The following is a 17,038-nucleotide window of genomic DNA, read 5'->3' on the forward strand; positions in this document are numbered from 1 at the left end:
CTGTTTGAGCGTTGTGGCGAGAGCCTGTACCCGTTGGCTGACAGCAACCTGAAAGGCCCGGAAATAAATCTGCGATGACTATTCGGCGGCGCGTTCGGGCAGGTAGTACTCGTTGTCTGCGCCATACTGAAAACCTGCTGAATCTTCAGATTCACGTCAGGTATCGCGGTTAGGGTGCGACACAACAACCATCACAGGAGGCGCCAGATGCGGGTTTTATTGGTCGAGGACGCAGCCGGGCTGGGAGAGGCCGTGCGCGAGCAGATCGCCGATGACGGCCATGCCGTTGATTGGGTGCAACGCCTGGATCATGCACGTAATAGCGTGAGTTCTACGCCTTATGATTTGATCCTCCTGGACTTGATGCTGCCGGACGGTCGTGGGCTGGATTTTTTGCGTCAGCAGCGTTCAGCCGGAGATACAACACCGGTGATCATCCTCACCGCTCAGGATCAGATATCCGATCGTATCGCCGGCCTCAATGCCGGGGCCGACGACTATCTGGTCAAACCGTTCGACCTGTTTGAGTTGTCGGCCCGCGTGGCGGCCGTGGCCCGCCGTTACAGCGGTAACCCCAATCCGCAGATCAAACTCGCCGATTTGCAGGTCGACATGAGTGCCCGCACGGTGATGCGCGCCGGTGTATTCGTCGACCTGACGTCGCGTGAGTGGGCGCTGTTCGAAGCGTTTGTCCAGCGCCCGAGCGCGCTGCTGTCCAAGTCGCAACTGGAGGAGCGTCTGTACGCGTTTGGCGCCGAAATCGAGAGCAACACCATTGAGGTCTATATCAGCCGGCTGCGTAAAAAACTGGGCCGTGACCTGATTGAGACTGTGCGTGGCATGGGTTACCGGTTGGCGTCCGTATGAAGTCGCCCTCAAGCCTGCAAAAACGCCTTGGCCTGGGATTGACGCTGGGTATGACGCTACTCTGGCTGGGCGCGACAGTGGGGGCCTGGCTGGTGGTGCAGCATGAGTTGAACGAGGCGTTCGACAGTGCATTGGAGGAGACCGCACAACGCATCCTGCCCCTGGCGGTACTGGAAATCAGCAATCGTGAAGAGCCCCGTGAAGCTCAACATGTCGCCACCCTGAAAATGCACAACGAATACCTGACGTACGTGGTGCGCGATGCCAAGGGTAAGATTCTGATGCAGTCTCACGATGCCAATCCGAAGATCTTCAACCCACAACCGATTGAAGGCTTTTCCACCACCCAAAAATATCGTCTGTACGGGGCCAGTGCGTTGCGCCAGACGTTGTTCATAGACATTGCCGAACCGTTAGGGCATCGCCGTGAAGCGGCCAGGGAAGCCTTGTTTGCCTTGCTGCTGCCGTTACTGGCGCTGATTCCCATCAGTCTATTGGGCACATGGTTGTTTGTTCGCATCAGCTTGCGCAGCGTGTTGGCCTATCGTCGCGCGGTTGAAGCGCGCGGTGTGGGAGATCTGTCACCGATCAACGTGACGCGGTTACCGGCTGAAATCGACCCGTTGGCTGACGCGGTCAATCACCTGCTCGAACGTTTGCGCAAGGCATTGGAGGCCGAGCGCAGTTTTACCGCCAATAGCGCCCATGAACTGCGCACACCGCTGGCCGCGACGCTGGCGCAGATCCAGCGCTTGCGCCACGAAGCCCCAGAGGGGCCGTTACAAGTGCGTGCAGCGAAGATCGAAAACTCACTGCGCGAACTGGCGCGACTGTCCGAAAAGCTCATGCAACTGGCCAAGGCCGAAGGCGGCGGGCTGTTGTCCGAAACCCCGCAGGATCTGATTCCGTTGCTGGCTCATGTGGTCGATGAGTGGAATCACAGCAGCGGGCAACGTATCGAGTTGCAACTGCCCAAACAGCCCAGTGTTTATTCGTCGATTGATCCGGACGCTTTCGGCATCCTGTTGCGCAACCTGATCGAGAACGCGCTCAAGTATGGCGCGGCAGATCAACCGGTTCAGGTCAGCCTGACCCATCAGGCCGTTCTTCGCGTCATCAACGGTGGCCCGGCCGTGCCCGAGTCGGTTTTGCAACGTCTGACCGAACGATTTGTGCGAGGCACCCGTGAAGCCGGGGGGGCAGGGTTGGGATTGGCAATCGCCAAAACCATTGTGCAAGGCGTCAATGCGAGCATGGTTCTGGCATCACCTGCAACAGGTCGACTGGAGGGGTTTGAAGTGTGCATCTGTTTACCGCTTTGCTCGGCTAGCCAAAACTGAGGTTTTTTGCGCATGCTGAGCCCGGCGTACTGAAACGCGCCATACCCCTTGAAACAGGGTTGTGATAGATAGAATCACCGACTTAGGCTGATTGATATTCACTATGATCGGACGGCTCAATTTCAATTTTGCGCGTTCATGAAGTCTGTTTAGACTTCGCGGCAGCGCACGCCCCGTCGATTGACAGCCTGGCGGCAGATTTGCACAAATACGCCTCCTTGGTTCAAGCCGCATTGCCGGACAGATTCGGTGAGTGGGGGGATCGGCCGGGTAACGGAACTCCGGGCACGCGTTGATCTCTATCGCCCAGAAAAAAAAGAATGTTGTGGCAGGCATACATTGCGTTTGCGACGTCGAGAGCCCTTTCCGTGTTTTGCGTTCAGGAAGAACCGGCGTCCTGTATTCCTCGATCCCGACAGAAGTGATCATCATCATGAGGGAACAAGATGACTGGGGGCTTTTCGAACAATCACGCCGTACAGTGGGAACATGAAGTTCTCGACATTGTAGGGACGCTGCAAGCCTTTATCAGAAAGGCCGCGCCATTGAAGGTCGACATGGTGCTGGAGGGGGAAACCGGCACTGGCAAAGACACATTGGCGCGTCGAATCCACGCGTTATCCTGCCGCGAAGGGCCGTTGATTGCGCTCAATTGCGCAGCGATTCCGGAGCAACTGGCCGAAAGCGAATTGTTCGGTGTCATGGCCGGCGCCTACACCGGTGCTTCCAAGTCTCGGGCCGGTTACATCGAAGCGTCCAACCACGGCACGCTTTACCTTGATGAAATCGACAGCATGCCGCTGCTGCTCCAGGCCAAGCTGCTGCGAGTGCTGGAAATGCGGGGTATCGAACGCCTCGGCTCGACACGCTTCGTGCCGCTGGATCTGCGCGTGATCGTCGCCACCCAGACCCCTCTGGAAAAACTCGTGGAGGAGGGCAAGTTTCGCCGGGACCTGTTCTTTCGTCTCAACGTCATCAAGATTCAGCTACCGACCCTGCGCTCGGGCTTGCAACATATCCAGCCGCTGTTTCAGCGCTTCGTCAATGAAGCCGCTGTGCGCCATCACCAACCCATCCCCGAGCCCGACCCTGATCTGCTCAAGCGCCTGCTCAGCCATCGCTGGCCGGGCAATATCCGCGAGCTCAAATGCGCAGCCGAGCGGTTTGTGCTCGGGATGCCGCCTCTGCAGACGGACGATCCCTGCGCTGACAGCCCATCCTGCGTGCCGCTCAAAAGCTATTTGCGCCTGTTCGAAAAAACCCTGATCCAGGATTGCCTGTCGCGCCATGCCAAGTGCATCGACTCGGTCATCAGCGAACTGGGTATCCCCCGGCGCACCCTGTACCACCGCATGAAAAGCCTGAGCATAGATTCTCCCGAGCTCTGATCAGGGCTGCCGAGCGAAGATTCACTGCCATCGTGGAACCGCTTCCGAAAATCGCCCACTCATTGTTCGAACACCATTGGGGTGTTCAAACAACCTTCGATTATCAGGAGTAACACTATGGCCGGTACCGCATCCCTTGGCGCTTCGATGGCTGCCATGACGAAGATGGACGCCACTGCTGCTGCAACCACCACCATGAACGCCGAGGCTCAGTCCAACAAGATGATGACCGATACCGTCAACGGTATCGCCAGCGCCTATCAGGACTCTGCGACCAAAGCGCAGAACGCTGCCCAGCAAACCGGCAAGGCGATCAACTACTAAGTGGTCGTGGGCTCTCTCGACTTCGGTCGGGAGGGCCATGACTTGTGCAGTCAAGCAGGAGCACTTCTATGTTTTCTTCTTCGATAAGCATGCCGCAGACCAGCTCATTCCAAGGTGGTTTCAGCGCGGCCAACATGAGCGAATTCCAGAGCAACTCCGACAGCACCGCCGGGCAGATCGCCTCATTGCTGGGCGACGCGCTGTTTGAGAAAAACGGTAGCGGCGCGAACATCCGTGATGCGAAAAATCCGCTGCTCGAAATGATCGCCGACTACATGGACAAGAACCCGGAGCAGTTCGGCAAGCCCGACGATGCCACCGGCAAGGTGCGCAGTTGGCGCGATGAACTGGGTGAGGACAACTACCTCAACAGTGATGAAAAACAAGCTTTCACCAAAGGCCTGGAAGGGTTGATCAAAGACATTCTGGGGGGGAGGCGCCCAGGGCGGCGGCAACGCCAGCGCAGGTGCTGGCAGCGGCTGGAATCCTGGCGCGGGCAGCACGGGCGGTAACCAGAGCAGCGGCGGCATCCAGGATTTGCTGTCGTCGCTGCTCGGCAACCTCGGTGGGGAAAAGCTCGGCAACCTGCTCAAACCCACCGGCGATCCCATGCGCGATGCGCGAGGCGAAATGGCCTTTTCCAACGATGACAAGGACGTGCTCAAGGAAGTCGCGCGCTTCATGGACATGCACCCCGAAGAGTTCGGCAAGCCTGACGGCAAATCCAAGGACTGGATGGGTGAATTGTCCGAGGGCGATCTGTTCATGTCCAAGGGTGAAAGCAAACAGTTCCAGAAGGCCATCGACATGATCCAAGGCGAGGTCAAGGGCAGTGCCCAGGGCAACTCGCTGGGGGGACTGTTTCCCAACGCCGAGCAGAACTTCCTCAATGGCGGCGCCGGTAACACGTTGAAAACCGACGCCAGCATTGCGGCCGGCAACGTGCTTTCAGTGTTGGTGCAGCAAAGCACCACCAGCTATCGCGGCTGAGCGTAAACCTTCGTCCTGGCAGGAGAGCATGAATGGCGATTACAGGGGTAACAGCTAACCACTCGGGTCTATCCGTTGCTGAAGGGCTGCCGCTCAGGCCGCCTGCCGAGGCGGACATTGCCTGGTTCAATGCGCAGATGCAGCAGGCGGCGACCCGTGCGCCGCGCGAGGATGCGCCTGATTCGGCGATCGCCCGGGCCTCCACAGCTTTGCAAAAGGACGCCGAAAAGGCCGACCGCGACTTGCAGCGAGCGTCACGCTCAACCGATCCGCAACAGGCATTGCAGGCCAACCGGTCGCTGTCCTCGTTTTATCTGGAAAGCTTGCTCAGCGCCAAACTGGTGAGCAAGGCCGCCCAGAGTGTGGAAAAACTCACCAGTCTTCAATAAGGCCAGACCATGCATTCCAAGGTACTCAGGCTGCTCGTGCCGGCCCTGATGATCCTGTTGCTGAACGGCTGTGGCGAGCGCATGGAACTGCACCGCGAGTTGTCCGAACAGGACGCCAACGAAGTATTGGCAGAACTGGCAAGCAAGCACATCGACGCGCAGAAGCGCCTGGACAAAAACGGTGTTGCGGTGCTCGTGGCGACTCGCGATATTTCCCGAGCGGTCAGGGCACTGGAGGCGGTTGGTCTGCCGCGCCGCTCACGCTCCAGCCTAGGCGAAGTCTTTCGCAAGGAAGGGGTGATTTCCTCGCCTCTTGAGGAGCGGGCGCGTTATCTCTATGCCTTGTCCCAAGAGCTTGAGCAAACCCTGTCCCAGATCGACGGCGTGGTGGTGGCGCGGGTGCATGTGGTGCTGCCTGAGCGGGTTGCCCCGGGTGAACCGGTTCAACCGGCGTCTGCGGCGGTGTTCATCAAGCATCGCCCGGAGTTTGATCCGGACAGCCTATTGCCGCGAATCCGGCGCATGGTCGCCAGCAGCATCCCGGGAATCAGTGGCGCCGATGACAAAAAACTTGCGGTGGTCTTCGTCCCTGCTCAGAGCTATCACGAGACCGTGCAAAAAGTCAGTTTTGGCCCGGTGCAAATGACTCGCGAGCGCTGGCAGTTCTGGCAATGGTTGCTCGGGTTATGTGCCGTGGCGGGGGTGTTGCTGCTGGGAGGCCTGCTGGTCCTTAACCCGCGATGGCGTCAGCGGCTTGCCAAAGTGCTGGGTGGCGCCAGAACGGCGCCAACCGATTCGTGATGAATTCGCCGCAGGTATCACCAGAGCAAGCGCTGGCCTGGGTCCGTTGGTGGGTGCAAGGCGCACGGCGAGCCGAGAGCGGTTGGGTGCTGGGCGAGCAGGGCATTGAGCCCCGCCGCCTGGCGTTTTTGCGCAGCCACTCAGGGCCTTGGCTGGATGCACACCTGGGCATGAGCAACGAATGGCCGCCGTCCCCCAATCCGGTTTTATTACCGTTGCTCTCGCTTGATTGCACGCAATGGTTGCGAGTGCTTAACCTGGTGGTGGTGGTCTGCGCCGGCAGTCAGTCGGCTGAGGTGGGCGGATTGAGCCGCGCCGAGCTGGTCTGGTGTCGCCGTTTGGGTAAAGCGCTGCAACCCGGTCACTGGTTGCCGCCGTCGTGGAGTGCCGACAGTCCTGAAATTCGCGGGCTGAGACTGTTGCGGGCATGGGTCGGCGAAGCGGTGTGGCGACGTCTGCGCCTGATATTTGATCGCTCACGGGTGGCGGCGGCTGAGGCTCACTGTTTTGCGCCATTGCCACCCCAGCGCCTGACCAGTCTGTGGCAAGCCGTCGGCTGGTACGCCCTCACTTTCCAGAATGAACAAGGAACGCCGCATGTTGACCCGCCGCAGCCTGACCCTCAGTGATTCCCGGGCGTTGCCCGATGGCCCGGTGTTGCGTCGTGAAACCCTCGAACAGAGCCTGATGGCGGGTCAACTGCTTGAGGCCGCCCGCAGCGAAGCCGAGCAGATACTGGCCGAGGCCCGAAGCCAGGCAGAGCAACTTGCCCAAGAGGCTCGCGCGCAGGCCGGTGCACAGATCTGGCGCCAAGCCGATGCCTTGTTCAGCGAATGGCAAGCACAGCGCGAGCAAATGTGGGAGCAGATCACCGGCAATGCCCAAACCCTGGTGACCCGCACGCTTGAGTGCCTGCTGGGCGAGCTGGAGCCACAGGAACGAATCGCGGCGTTACTGCGTCAGATCGCGGCAGCCCATCCCCGGGAGGACGTCGGGACACTGCATTGTCATCCGCAGGATCTGGCAGAGGTCGACCGCCAAGTGCAATCCGCACAGGCCGTCTGGAGCGTGCGCGCCGATGCGCAACTGCCGCGTGACAGCCTGTGCCTGCGCACCACTCTGGGAGACTTCAGCCTGTCCTGGAACGCGTTGGTCAGCCATGTGTGGCCATTGCCGACCACCCCGCAGCAATGATCACCGCGTGACAGGGAACCAACTCCGGTAAGCGGCCACTCAGTGGGCAGTTCTCGGATCTGGAGTCTCACCATGCTGTCTTCTGATGCACTGCGCCGCCGCCTCGACAACACCTTTGAACACACGCAAAAGGATCTGGATTCTGCGGCCTTGTCGCTGGATGCCTTTTCCCCCGATGACTGGCACGCCTTCAACTCGGCGATCCGCCAGTCTTCTACTGCCAGTTGGGCAGCCAATCAGGAAATTGTCGTCAAACACAACCTGGCCAAGGCAATCATCAATGAAATCCGCTGAGCTGACGGGCACCCTGCAACGTTGGCTGGACAGCGGCGAGGGCGAGTTGACGCTGCATATCGATGAGCAACCGGTGCGTTTGCAGCGGCGCCCGGCCGGGGTGTTGTGTCGCGTTGGCTTGAGCGTTGTCTGGCGCGGCGGCGACGCCGGACTTGAGGCGGCAATGCGCTTGGCCGGGCCGAGTCTTGGGCGCTTCAGTGCGGCCTTGGCGCTGGACCCGCAGGAGCGTCGACTGTGCCTGATGCGTTATCTGCCGTTTGAGGGCGTGACACCGATCATCGCCGCCCTCGAAGCGCTGGCCAATCAGCGCGAGGTCTGGGAGGTGATGCTGGCCGTCAGCCCTGCACCCGCCCGCGCGCGAAACCGTTCTCTCGCCTTGGGACACCGTTATGTTTAAGCACTTGTGTGGGCTGTTCTTGTGTTGGGCACTGGCGCTGCCCGCGGTGGCCGCCGTCCCGCAAGACTGGGGCCAATCGGCCTACGCCTATGAAGCCACGCAAACCTCGCTGGATACCGTGCTGCGCGATTTCGCCAATGCCTTTGGTGTGGGCCTGAGCATGAACGGCGTCAGTGGCATGCTTGACGTCAAACTGCGGGCCAGCAACGCCGTGGAGTTTCTTGATCGACTGGCGCTGGAGCATCAGTTCCAGTGGTTCGTTTACAACGGCAAGCTGTATGTCAGCCCGCAATCGGCGCAGGTCGCGCAGCGGCTGGAGGTGTCTGCTGACGCCGCGCCGGATCTCAAACAGGCACTGACCGATATCGGCCTGCTGGACAAGCGCTTCGGTTGGGGGGAGTTGCCCGATGAAGGCGTGGTCTTGGTCAGCGGGCCCCAGCGCTACGTTGAACTGATCCGCAGCTTCAGCAAAGAAAAGGTCAAGCCTGACGAAAAGCAGCAGGTGATGATGTTTGCCCTGCGCTACGCGGCGGTGGCCGACCGGCAGATTCAGTATCGAGAACAAACCGTGACCATCCCCGGGGTGGCCGCCATTCTTGAGGGACTGCTGGAGAACCAGCGCTCCACGCCACCTTCAGCCCTCGATCCCAAAGCCAACATCAACGCCTTGCAAAGCATGGCCGACAGCGCGCGGGGCAAAATCCTGCGTCTGGCCACTGAGCGGGTCAGCGGCCGCAGCGAGGCCAGAACCGGTACGGGCGGGCAGCGCCGTGTGGCAGCCGATGTGCGCAACAACGCTGTGCTGATCTATGACAACCCGGACAAACGCGCGCAATACCAACAATTGGTGGAGCAATTGGATCTGCCGAGCAAGCTGGTTGAGATCGACGCCATCATCCTCGATATCGACCGTAATCAGTTGAGCAACCTGGAATCACGCTGGTCGGTGCGGGCGGGCAGCGTGACGGCCGGCAGTTCGCTGCTCGGCAGCGGTTCTTCGACGTTGTTCATCCGCGACTTTGATCGGTTCTTCGCCGAGATCCAGGCGTTGGAGGGGCAGGGCGTGGCTTCGGTGATCGCCCGCCCCTCGGTGCTCACCCTGGAAAATCAGCCAGCGGTCATCGACTTCAGCCGTACCCAGTACATCACCGCCACCGGCGAGCGGGTGGCGACCATTCAACCTGTGACCGCTGGCACCAGCCTGCAAGTGATTCCGCGCACCATTGCGGGTGTCGGGGGCAATCGTTTCCAGTTGATCGTGGATATCGAAGACGGCCAACTGGAACAGCTGCGTGATCAGCAGACGCCGACCGTCAAGCGCGGCACCGTGAGCACGCAGGCCGTGATCGCCGAGAACCGTTCGCTGGTGATCGGCGGTTTCCATGTGGACGAGCGTGGCGACCAGCAGCAACAGGTTCCGGTGCTCGGGCAGATCCCGTTGATCGGGCCGCTGTTTTCTTCCAACAAACGCCAGATGTCCCGGCGCGAACGTTTGTTTATTCTGACGCCGCGCCTGATAGGTGATCAGATTGACCCGGCACGCTACGTTGCCAGCGAAAATCGCGGGCAACTGGATCGGGCGCTGGCCTCCGGACGTGAACCCGGCAAAGCCTCGGTTCTGCGTGCCACGATCGCCTCGACGTTTGCCGGGTTGGTGAAGGGCGGCATTCCCAGTGATATCAAACAGTCATCATCTGGTGTGGCCTTGGGCGATCTGTGTAAAGTGAGCCACGGTTTCACGCTGGATCGTCAGCGGATGCAGTGGTTCAGCGCAACAGATTTTCGCGTGGCGGTGGGCGTGGTGAAAAACACCAGTGCCAAACCCCAGCAGTTCGACCCGGCGTCCTGTTCAGGATCACAGACATTGGCCGTAACAGTTGCACCCCAGTACCTCTTGCAACCTGGTGAATCAACTGAGGTTTTCGTGGCTTTGCGACCGATAGCAACCTCTACGTCGGCGGCAACACCGGCACGGATATCGATGTTGCCCCTACAGTAACGGGGGTTATAAAAATAACTCAATAACGCGACTCTTATCATTCAAGTGTCCGACTGCCTGACTCGCACGGCCAGGCGCAATGATCAAAAGTCCTACAAGGAAGGTGACGAGATGAAGTTGTATCAGGCCGGTATTGTGACAGCGGGTCTGCTTTTGTTGAGCGCTTGTACTTTAATACCTGAGACTGCATGTGGCTCAGGTGATTGTCAGCAACTTGACGTCAATAATGGCGAGTTGAATGTCTGGTGGTCGCCCACACTGCGCGATGGCGGTGGTGAATACAGTACGGTGTCTCTGCATGACTGAAACGATTCTTCAAAGTAGTGACCAGCAGGATTTCCTGATGCGTATCGGCGAAAAGCAGGCCAGCGCGTGGCAATGGGCGCCGGGCATCGAGTTCGTTTGCCGCAAGGAGAGCCTGGGCTGGGGCTTGGCGTTGAATATTCAGCGGCAAGCGCAACGTCCCGATCTGTTTTCGGAAGCGCTTAAACGCCGTTTCGAAAATGTTGAATCCTACGACGGTTACTACATTTGCCTGGATAGCCAACACACTTTCGTGGTTTGGCATGAACTCAACATTGAATATCAGGGAGAGCAACTACAGACGTTACTTTGCCAACTCTTGTCATTGGCCGGTTTGAAGCACTGACCCCGGTATTTCTATTCACGTTGGAACTCTTCGTCCTTGTTTTTCCACTCATGTTGCGTGTCGGCAGCGGCCGACGAAATAAACTTGAGGAAAAACAATGGCGACCCCCGAGTCCATCATCCAGCGACTAATTGCCCAACTGGCCAGCCAATTGGGCACGCCTCTTACCTTCCAACGCGGTGTTTGCGCGTTATATGACAGTGACGGTGTTCAGGCCGCTGTCATCGAATTGCCGGAACACAGCGACACCGTGGTTTTTCATTGTCGTCTGGGCGCCGTTCAACCGGGCGTCGACGCACTGCAACGGTTACTCACCCTGAACTTCGACGTCGCGACCTTGCGCGGCTGCTGGCTGGCGCTGGATCAGGGCGATGTACGGCTCTGCACTACGTGCGAATTACAGCGCCTCGATGAAGACAGTTTTTGCAGTCTGGTGCACGGCTTCATCGCCCAGGCCCGCGAAACACGCCTGAGCCTGGCACGCATGATCAATTGACCCTGAAGGAACCGACGTTCAACGACGGCCACACAGGCACCGAGCGTTTGCTGGAAGCGCGCGAATTAAGGGACGCAGCACCACACGCGGTAAAAAAACGGGCGCCTGCTGACAGGCGCCCGTTCTTTATGGGGTCGCCCCCCGTCAGGCGTTCGCTGGGTTGGCAGGTACCCGGTGCAGTCTGGCTTGCTGGAACTCCAGGTAAAGAATGGATCGAGGTGCATCGCTGGCATTGACCACGAAATGGTCCTGCGAGCCGTCGAAGATCGCGGCGGCGCCGCAATGGTGCTGATGAAATTCGCCGGAAACGTTCAAGTAAGCGTAATTGCGCTCGCATGCGGCCTCGAGTGTCAGGTGCATTTGCAGCAAGCCTTCCTCACCGACCTCCGGGTGGCGGTGGGTGCTCAGCCAGGCGTGGGGGGCGAGCCGTGCGAGGGCGGCGACCTTGAGCCCGCGCACGGCGTCAAGCAGTGCAAGGGTCTGAGGCAGTGCGGCGCGGGCCGGTGCCAATGCCTGATCGCGAAACACCAGCGGGTATTGCACCCAGTCGCGGTTACCACCGGCTTCGCCCCAGCCTTTGAGCCACCCATATCGGCCGCCTTGTTGCAGGTGCGCCGTGACCTCGTGATGAATCTGCTCATGGGGTTTGTCAGTACGATCGATGTCGAGCACCGGCGCCTGTAACGCCAACAGTTCCTGATGCATCAGCGGCCATTGGGCGGCCAGTTCGGCCAGCCGTGGAAATTCGTTGAGGGGATAAAACGCAGGGCGCATGGAGCCTCCTTGAAAGCTTGAAACCTGGCCACGAGGGCGAAAAAGCGTGGCCGCGCGGGCCACGCAGAAAGTGTCAGCCGGCTTAGCGCTTGAGTTCCAAGCCATCTGTTTTCAAGGCGTCCACCGCGGCCTTGAGTGGTGCCGAAGGCCTTGAGAGTTCGCCATCAAGGAAGTAATGCTTGGGTGCGTCCTGATCCTGGCCGTAGCTGAAGTTGATTTTGCCCAAGGTCTTGTTGACGTTGATCGACGCACTGCTGTTGTAACTGACCAAGGGCAGTGGCGAGGAGAAGGTCTCGGGCTGGCTGACGCTCTGGAACACGGTGATGGCCTTGATCCGCATGTTGTTGCGGTCGCTGAGCAACGCAGCCAGTTCTTTCTGTGACAGGTCGCCTTTGCGGCTGCCTTCATCGACCCGGTCCTGCACCGAGTCCTTGAGTTCCAGCCGCACCCTGGCCAAGGTGCCAGGCGTGCCTTGAAGCTCTTTGATCAAGGCCTTTAAGGTCGGGTCCTGGCCGAGCAACGTCGATACCCGCTCGGCGTTGCTTGGCGAGTGCATCGGGCTGACCAGGCTCATCACCTTGGACACCATGCCTTGCTCGCTCAGACGCGAAAGGTTGGTGTAAGAGCTTTCGAAGCGACCACTGTCGAGCAGGCTGTGCTTGGCATCGGCGGCCTGTTGCTGCACTCCTGCGCGTTTCAGGGCGCGGAGGGCCGCATATTGCTCGTCGTTTTCCGCCGGTTTGTCGGCGAAGTGCCGGTTCAGATCGCCCAGTTGCTTGTGCAGTTTTTCCTTGGCGCCAAGGCCGGCGTAATCGTTATGTTCGCTATCTTTCACAAGCGCCACCGTCTTCTGGGAAGCGGGGTCCTTGAAGGCGGCGCCGAGGCTGTCGCCCAGCTTGCTCAGGTTGGCGCTGGTCAGCGGTTCGGCCTCCTTGAAGGTGAACTTGACGCGTTTTGTGGTTTTGTTATCGACCGAGACCGCCGCAGCGCCACCCAGTGGTGCTACGACGCCCTGCGAGGCGCTGGAGGCCTGTGTGTTGCTGCCGGCAAGCTGCGCCCGGGCAAACACCGAAGCGCCCAAGTTGTTGAGCGCCCGAGGTCGGTTGCGGCTGCCTTCCTGGAGTTCGCCCGTGTTGCTGTGTTGATTCACCGAGTAATGGGTGTAGTTGAGCAGATTGACGTTAACCGTACCGCCCACCCCCAATCGAGTCGCTGCCGACAGAGGCGAACTGTCTTTGTCGGTAAGGCCGAGGGCCACGCGCATTTCGGCGGTGGCGCTGGCATTAACGTCAAAGTTCAAGCGCAAGCCTTTCTGGGTTTCGTGGTCGACACCTTTTTTCATCACATCAAGTGGACTCAACTGCCCGCTGAACAGGTTATCGACGAAGTGATCGATCTCCTCGTCAGGCACGGTGAACACCACGCCGTCGCGTTGGGTGCGGGTCGCGGTCCCCGTAACGTCTACACCCAGGCGTAAGGCCGGCGTCAGCAGCCGATCGTTACCGATATCGACCTTGGTGAACTTGTCCACTTCGCCATCCTTGAAGAACCCGGGCCAGTAGTCTTTGCCGCCGCCAACGCCGGCACTGGCGATGCCCGCACCTTCGCGCTGCATGTAGATCGTCACCCCCTTTTCACCGCGCTCGGCATTGAGGTTGTAGTTGCGTCCGCTACCCAATGCGCCACTGGGCCAAGGTCCCATGCCCTTGTTGGCCAGCGACACGAAAGGCGTGCTCACATTGAGCCCGTAGCTGCGTTGCAGCGCGATTTCATCGTCAGGGTGTTCCAGTTGTTTGAGCGCCGACTTGAGCTTGTCCGCCAGTTCCGCTTGGGTTTTGCTGCCGGTGGCAGCACGCAGGTTGACGCTGGTAGCGTGGTCTTCTTTCTTGAAACCGTTGAGGAAGGCTTTGATGCCATCGTAGGAGGCTTCCAGGTTGGCGTGATCGGTGAAGCCCATGTCGGTGATCTGCTTCACCGGATGCTCGCCATAGGTCTTGTCGCGCAGGAGGCTCAGATCCGTTTTCAATTGCGCCAACTGTCGGCTGTTGTCGCCCTGCGCACTGACCATTTCAGCCTTGTCCAGCAGCAAACCAAGATTCTTCATGGTGACCACGTCGAGGGCCAGCCGAGCCTTGGTCAACCCTTGGCCGTCGCTGACATCACGGCGCTGGCCCAAGGGAATGTCGGCCTTCTGGTGAGAGAGTTTCATGCCTTTGTCTTGCAGGGTCTTGAGCAGGGTGCCGGTAGGATTGTGCTGCGAAGGTGCGACGTGCTTGAGCGCGCCTTGCACCTCCTTGAGCAGGTCATGGCCGGCACTGGCGATGTTGAGTTTTTCCCCCAGGTTGCTCAGCTTCATGCGCAGTTTCGTGCGTTTGGACGGCGGGTTCGGTTCGCCGTGGATGTTCAGCAGGCCTTCTTTCTGGTGCAGCAGTTTCGACTTGCCGTGCTCCTGGCCCAAATGTCGTGTGGCGCGCAGGCTGTTGTCTTCCAGTTCACTGCGCAGGGATTCGAGATCCTGCAACAGTTCGCCACCTTGTGGCCCGAGATCAAGCTGGCTGATCCGTGACTTGAGATCCCGGCCGGGGGCGGCGGGTGCCTGGTCATGGTTGAGAAGCTCCAGCGCCTTGAACAGATCGCCCTCGGAGTCGTATAGCGGGCGCAATCCTTCGCGACCATGATGGTGGTGCTGGATGTGATTGCCGATGTTCTTCATGAACCGCGGAGGTTCCATGGTCGGCTTGAAGATGTGGGCGCGGATGAACTCGCCCGTACTGGGCCTGTTGGTGTTTTCCAGGGAGCCCCGGCCCATGAAGGTGGCGGTAAAGCGTGCGGTCAGCCCGGTGCCTGGAATGCGCGCGGTTTTCTCGCCACCGCTGACCCGCGAGAACAACTCACTCAGGGCGTTGTGGTCGGCCGGACGTGGCGTCAATGGCTCCCAAGTCTTGCCCTTGAGCTGCATCTGCGAGTGATTGTCGTCGTTCTTGAGCGTCACGTTCAGGCGGTTGTCATCGCCCGTGCGGATGCTGTGGACCTCGTGTCCGGCAGGCAGCGGCAGAGGTTTCCACGCCGCCTCAGGGCGCGGTTGGTCAGGGCGCGCCTGCCAATCGTCTTTGGCCATCGTGAACAGTTTGCCGTCAGTGGTCAGGGCATGCAGGTTGTGGTTTTCGTCCAGCGCCAGGGAGGCCACGCTGCCTTCCAGGTCGACTTGGCTCAGATCGCTGGCGGTGCCGTCGGGGTGGTGAACGGACAGGCGCTCGTTGGCATCGTGGGCCACGAACTGTTTGTCGTTGAGCATCGCGAACGCGGTGACTTGCCGGCCTTCGAGACCCGGCACAGGCTCACCGAGAGCCACTTTGGTCGAGCGTGGAGGCTGATTCAGGGTGTGGCTGCTGCCCACGGTTACCGGGTTGTAGTTCGGGCTGACGTCGAGTTTTTTCAGTTGCCCTTCTTGCAGCAGGTAAGCCTTGCTGTCGATGCCGCGTTGCAGATGTGCGACATCCTTGATGCCCGTGTCTTTCCAGTCCTGGCTGGTCGAGTCCCAGCGCTGGATGCGTTGATCGCTAAGGCCGACACGGCCCAAACGGTCAAGGTCAAACGTCTGGGCCGGCGTCGGCGGTGTGCTGCCGGGAATGCCGCGCTTGTTGTCCAGCACCAGTGCGTCGCTGAGATTCCAGCCATTGTTGAGCCGTAACTCCGGCTCGTCGATTTGATGGGAGTGGGTCTGGCCGGTGCGATCGCTGAGCAAAACCTGCAAATCACCCTGATCGCCATGGAGGAAACCGCTGACCTGATGTTTACCGCCCAGACGTTCGCCCTCAGGGTGGAAGTGTTCCTCGGGCATCAATCGCAGCGTTGGCGAATCGGGGGCGAGATCGGCACGCTTGATGCTGTACAAACGGCCCTCGGTATCGCTGATGAACAAGCGCTCAGGGCTCATGCCGATGTGTTTGGGCTCGGCAGTGCCGCCGTTCAGTTCAAGGGTTTTGGTTTGGCTGGACGTCGACGCGCCTTGATTGAGGTCGAACAACTGCAGCGTCTGACGCTGATCGCCACTCAAGGTGGCGACGTGCTGATCGGCGCTGACGGAAAACGCTTTTAGGCCAGGCACCTCGATAGGCAGTACGCCTTCGCTGGAAAGATCCACCAAGTGGTCGCCGGTTTGCCCATAAAGTTTGCCGTTGCCTTGACTCGACAACTGGCTGAACTTGATCTGCTCGTGATCCGGTGGTGTATGCCAGGTGCCATTGGCTTGGTCGAATTCGTAGAGTTTTTCTTCGTGTAGCCGTAACGGCTGGCCGTCGCTGTCCTGATGGATGCCGGTCAGGTGCCCGAGATGGCTGCGACCGATGGTGTCCAGAACACCGCCATCACTCACGCGGGCTTGCTGGTCATGGAGGGAGAGGGTGGGTGGCGCACTGTTGGTTTGTTTTACCGGGCCTGTGGGCTGGCTGCTGCGCAACGCCACGACCGCCGATGGCGACTGTTTCACATGCAGCAAATGGCCATGCGGCTCCAGCAGCAGATGATCCTCGCCACTGCCATTGCTCGTCGCCGCCTGAAAGTGTTGACCGGATCGGGTCAGGGCATTGCGCAGCAGGTCCGCGACGGCGGTGGATGTGAAATTGACGAAGTCCGGCTGCCCCTTGTCATCCAGACGTACATGCGCCGAACTGTTCTCGGCCGGCACGTTCGATTGAGCGCGCTCGCCCGGGCCACTGAAACGGGCGGCATGACTGCGGCTCAGCCTTGGCGACGGCGGCGCATTGCTGGCGGTGGAGGAAGAGGCGGCGGGCTCGCTCGCCACAGCGCTGGCCTGGGACGCCACATTGCGCCGGCTGCTCGAAGAGGCGGCGGACTGCCGCGGTGCCGCCTGAGTATCCTGGCGAACACGGCCGACCAGATGCATGAAACGTCTGCCAAGATCGCGCAAGGAGTGGCCGCTGCGCTGGGTCGGTGCCTGAGATTGTTGCTCGAGCCCCTGAGCATTGTTTGCGGTCTGGGAAATGATTGGCAGCGGCGTCGACGCGGCCCGTTGAATCGATGACTCCATAGCAGGACTCCAGGTCAGAAACTGACACGGCGGGGTCGTTAGGTCCGCCTTGGGCGTTCAGGAAAATTTCCTTTGCCCTGAGTGGT

17 protein-coding genes and 1 pseudogene are annotated in these 17,038 nt (G+C 59.9%); 16 read left to right on the forward strand and 2 right to left on the reverse strand.

Going from position 1 to position 17,038, the window contains the following annotated elements; genetic code table 11:
- Positions 1 to 207 precede the first annotated feature (207 nt).
- The 16 genes and pseudogenes from K5E40_RS04510 (at position 208) to K5E40_RS04580 (ending at position 11,128) form a co-directional block, all read left to right on the forward strand.
- Positions 208 to 867 carry a response regulator transcription factor gene (locus K5E40_RS04510; RefSeq protein ID WP_221729819.1) on the forward strand — a complete coding sequence of 220 codons (660 nt, stop codon included), beginning with the start codon at positions 208 to 210 and terminating at the stop codon, positions 865 to 867.
- Positions 864 to 2,207 carry a HAMP domain-containing sensor histidine kinase gene (locus K5E40_RS04515; RefSeq protein ID WP_221729820.1) on the forward strand — a complete coding sequence of 448 codons (1,344 nt, stop codon included), beginning with the start codon at positions 864 to 866 and terminating at the stop codon, positions 2,205 to 2,207. The genes K5E40_RS04510 and K5E40_RS04515 overlap by 4 nt, the downstream gene beginning before the upstream one ends.
- A 446-nt stretch (positions 2,208 to 2,653) precedes the next feature.
- The gene (locus K5E40_RS04520; protein WP_221729821.1) at positions 2,654 to 3,595 is read left to right on the forward strand and encodes a sigma 54-interacting transcriptional regulator; all 942 of its coding nucleotides are present in this window, start codon (positions 2,654 to 2,656) and stop codon (positions 3,593 to 3,595) included.
- A 117-nt stretch (positions 3,596 to 3,712) separates the two neighbouring features.
- Entirely contained in the window at positions 3,713 to 3,919 is a 207-nt protein-coding gene (locus tag K5E40_RS04525; RefSeq protein ID WP_045493062.1) for a hypothetical protein, read from the forward strand.
- 134 nt (positions 3,920 to 4,053) lie between these two features.
- Positions 4,054 to 4,431 (forward strand): harpin HrpZ family protein, encoded by a 378-nt coding sequence (locus K5E40_RS34900; protein WP_260455522.1) that lies wholly within the window; start codon positions 4,054 to 4,056, stop codon positions 4,429 to 4,431.
- Positions 4,430 to 4,909, forward strand: a pseudogene (locus K5E40_RS34905) (DNA-binding protein); the annotation flags it as partial. The gene K5E40_RS34900 and the pseudogene K5E40_RS34905, both read left to right, overlap by 2 nt.
- Positions 4,910 to 4,941: 32 nt before the next feature.
- Positions 4,942 to 5,298: a type III secretion system inner rod subunit SctI gene (gene sctI, locus K5E40_RS04535; protein ID WP_221729822.1), complete on the forward strand. Its 357-nt coding sequence runs from the start codon at positions 4,942 to 4,944 to the stop codon at positions 5,296 to 5,298.
- 9 nt (positions 5,299 to 5,307) lie between these two features.
- Entirely contained in the window at positions 5,308 to 6,099 is a 792-nt protein-coding gene (sctJ, locus tag K5E40_RS04540) for a type III secretion system inner membrane ring lipoprotein SctJ (RefSeq protein WP_221729823.1), read from the forward strand.
- The gene (locus K5E40_RS04545) at positions 6,099 to 6,728 is read left to right on the forward strand and encodes a hypothetical protein (RefSeq protein ID WP_221729824.1); all 630 of its coding nucleotides are present in this window, start codon (positions 6,099 to 6,101) and stop codon (positions 6,726 to 6,728) included. Before sctJ ends, K5E40_RS04545 begins: the two co-directional genes overlap by 1 nt.
- Positions 6,697 to 7,293, forward strand: coding sequence for a type III secretion system stator protein SctL (gene sctL, locus K5E40_RS04550; protein WP_221729825.1), 597 nt, complete (start codon positions 6,697 to 6,699; stop codon positions 7,291 to 7,293). The genes K5E40_RS04545 and sctL overlap by 32 nt, the downstream gene beginning before the upstream one ends.
- Positions 7,294 to 7,365: 72 nt before the next feature.
- Complete coding sequence (locus K5E40_RS04555) at positions 7,366 to 7,587, forward strand: HPr kinase (RefSeq protein WP_003225084.1); 222 nt, start codon at positions 7,366 to 7,368, stop codon at positions 7,585 to 7,587.
- Positions 7,574 to 7,984, forward strand: coding sequence for a CesT family type III secretion system chaperone (locus K5E40_RS04560; protein ID WP_221729826.1), 411 nt, complete (start codon positions 7,574 to 7,576; stop codon positions 7,982 to 7,984). The genes K5E40_RS04555 and K5E40_RS04560 overlap by 14 nt, the downstream gene beginning before the upstream one ends.
- Complete coding sequence (gene sctC / locus K5E40_RS04565; protein ID WP_221729827.1) at positions 7,977 to 9,983, forward strand: type III secretion system outer membrane ring subunit SctC; 2,007 nt, start codon at positions 7,977 to 7,979, stop codon at positions 9,981 to 9,983. Before K5E40_RS04560 ends, sctC begins: the two co-directional genes overlap by 8 nt.
- A 111-nt stretch (positions 9,984 to 10,094) precedes the next feature.
- Positions 10,095 to 10,289 carry a hypothetical protein gene (locus K5E40_RS04570; protein WP_221729828.1) on the forward strand — a complete coding sequence of 65 codons (195 nt, stop codon included), beginning with the start codon at positions 10,095 to 10,097 and terminating at the stop codon, positions 10,287 to 10,289.
- On the forward strand, positions 10,282 to 10,632 hold the full coding sequence (locus K5E40_RS04575) for a negative regulator of hrp expression HrpV (RefSeq protein WP_221729829.1): 351 nt from the start codon (positions 10,282 to 10,284) through the stop codon (positions 10,630 to 10,632). Before K5E40_RS04570 ends, K5E40_RS04575 begins: the two co-directional genes overlap by 8 nt.
- Before the next feature lie 97 nt (positions 10,633 to 10,729).
- Positions 10,730 to 11,128 (forward strand): type III secretion system chaperone, encoded by a 399-nt coding sequence (locus K5E40_RS04580; protein WP_221729830.1) that lies wholly within the window; start codon positions 10,730 to 10,732, stop codon positions 11,126 to 11,128.
- Positions 11,129 to 11,272: 144 nt separating this feature from the next.
- Here the strand turns inward: K5E40_RS04580 and K5E40_RS04585 are convergent, their stop codons facing one another.
- Both K5E40_RS04585 and K5E40_RS04590 read right to left on the reverse strand, forming a co-directional pair.
- Positions 11,273 to 11,902 (reverse strand): aspartyl/asparaginyl beta-hydroxylase domain-containing protein, encoded by a 630-nt coding sequence (locus tag K5E40_RS04585; protein ID WP_221729831.1) that lies wholly within the window; start codon positions 11,900 to 11,902, stop codon positions 11,273 to 11,275.
- 82 nt (positions 11,903 to 11,984) lie between these two features.
- Positions 11,985 to 16,952 (reverse strand): AvrE-family type 3 secretion system effector, encoded by a 4,968-nt coding sequence (locus K5E40_RS04590; protein ID WP_221729832.1) that lies wholly within the window; start codon positions 16,950 to 16,952, stop codon positions 11,985 to 11,987.
- Positions 16,953 to 17,038 lie beyond the last annotated feature (86 nt).

This window comes from Pseudomonas baetica, assembly GCF_019733355.1.
Classification (GTDB): domain Bacteria; phylum Pseudomonadota; class Gammaproteobacteria; order Pseudomonadales; family Pseudomonadaceae; genus Aquipseudomonas; species Aquipseudomonas baetica_A.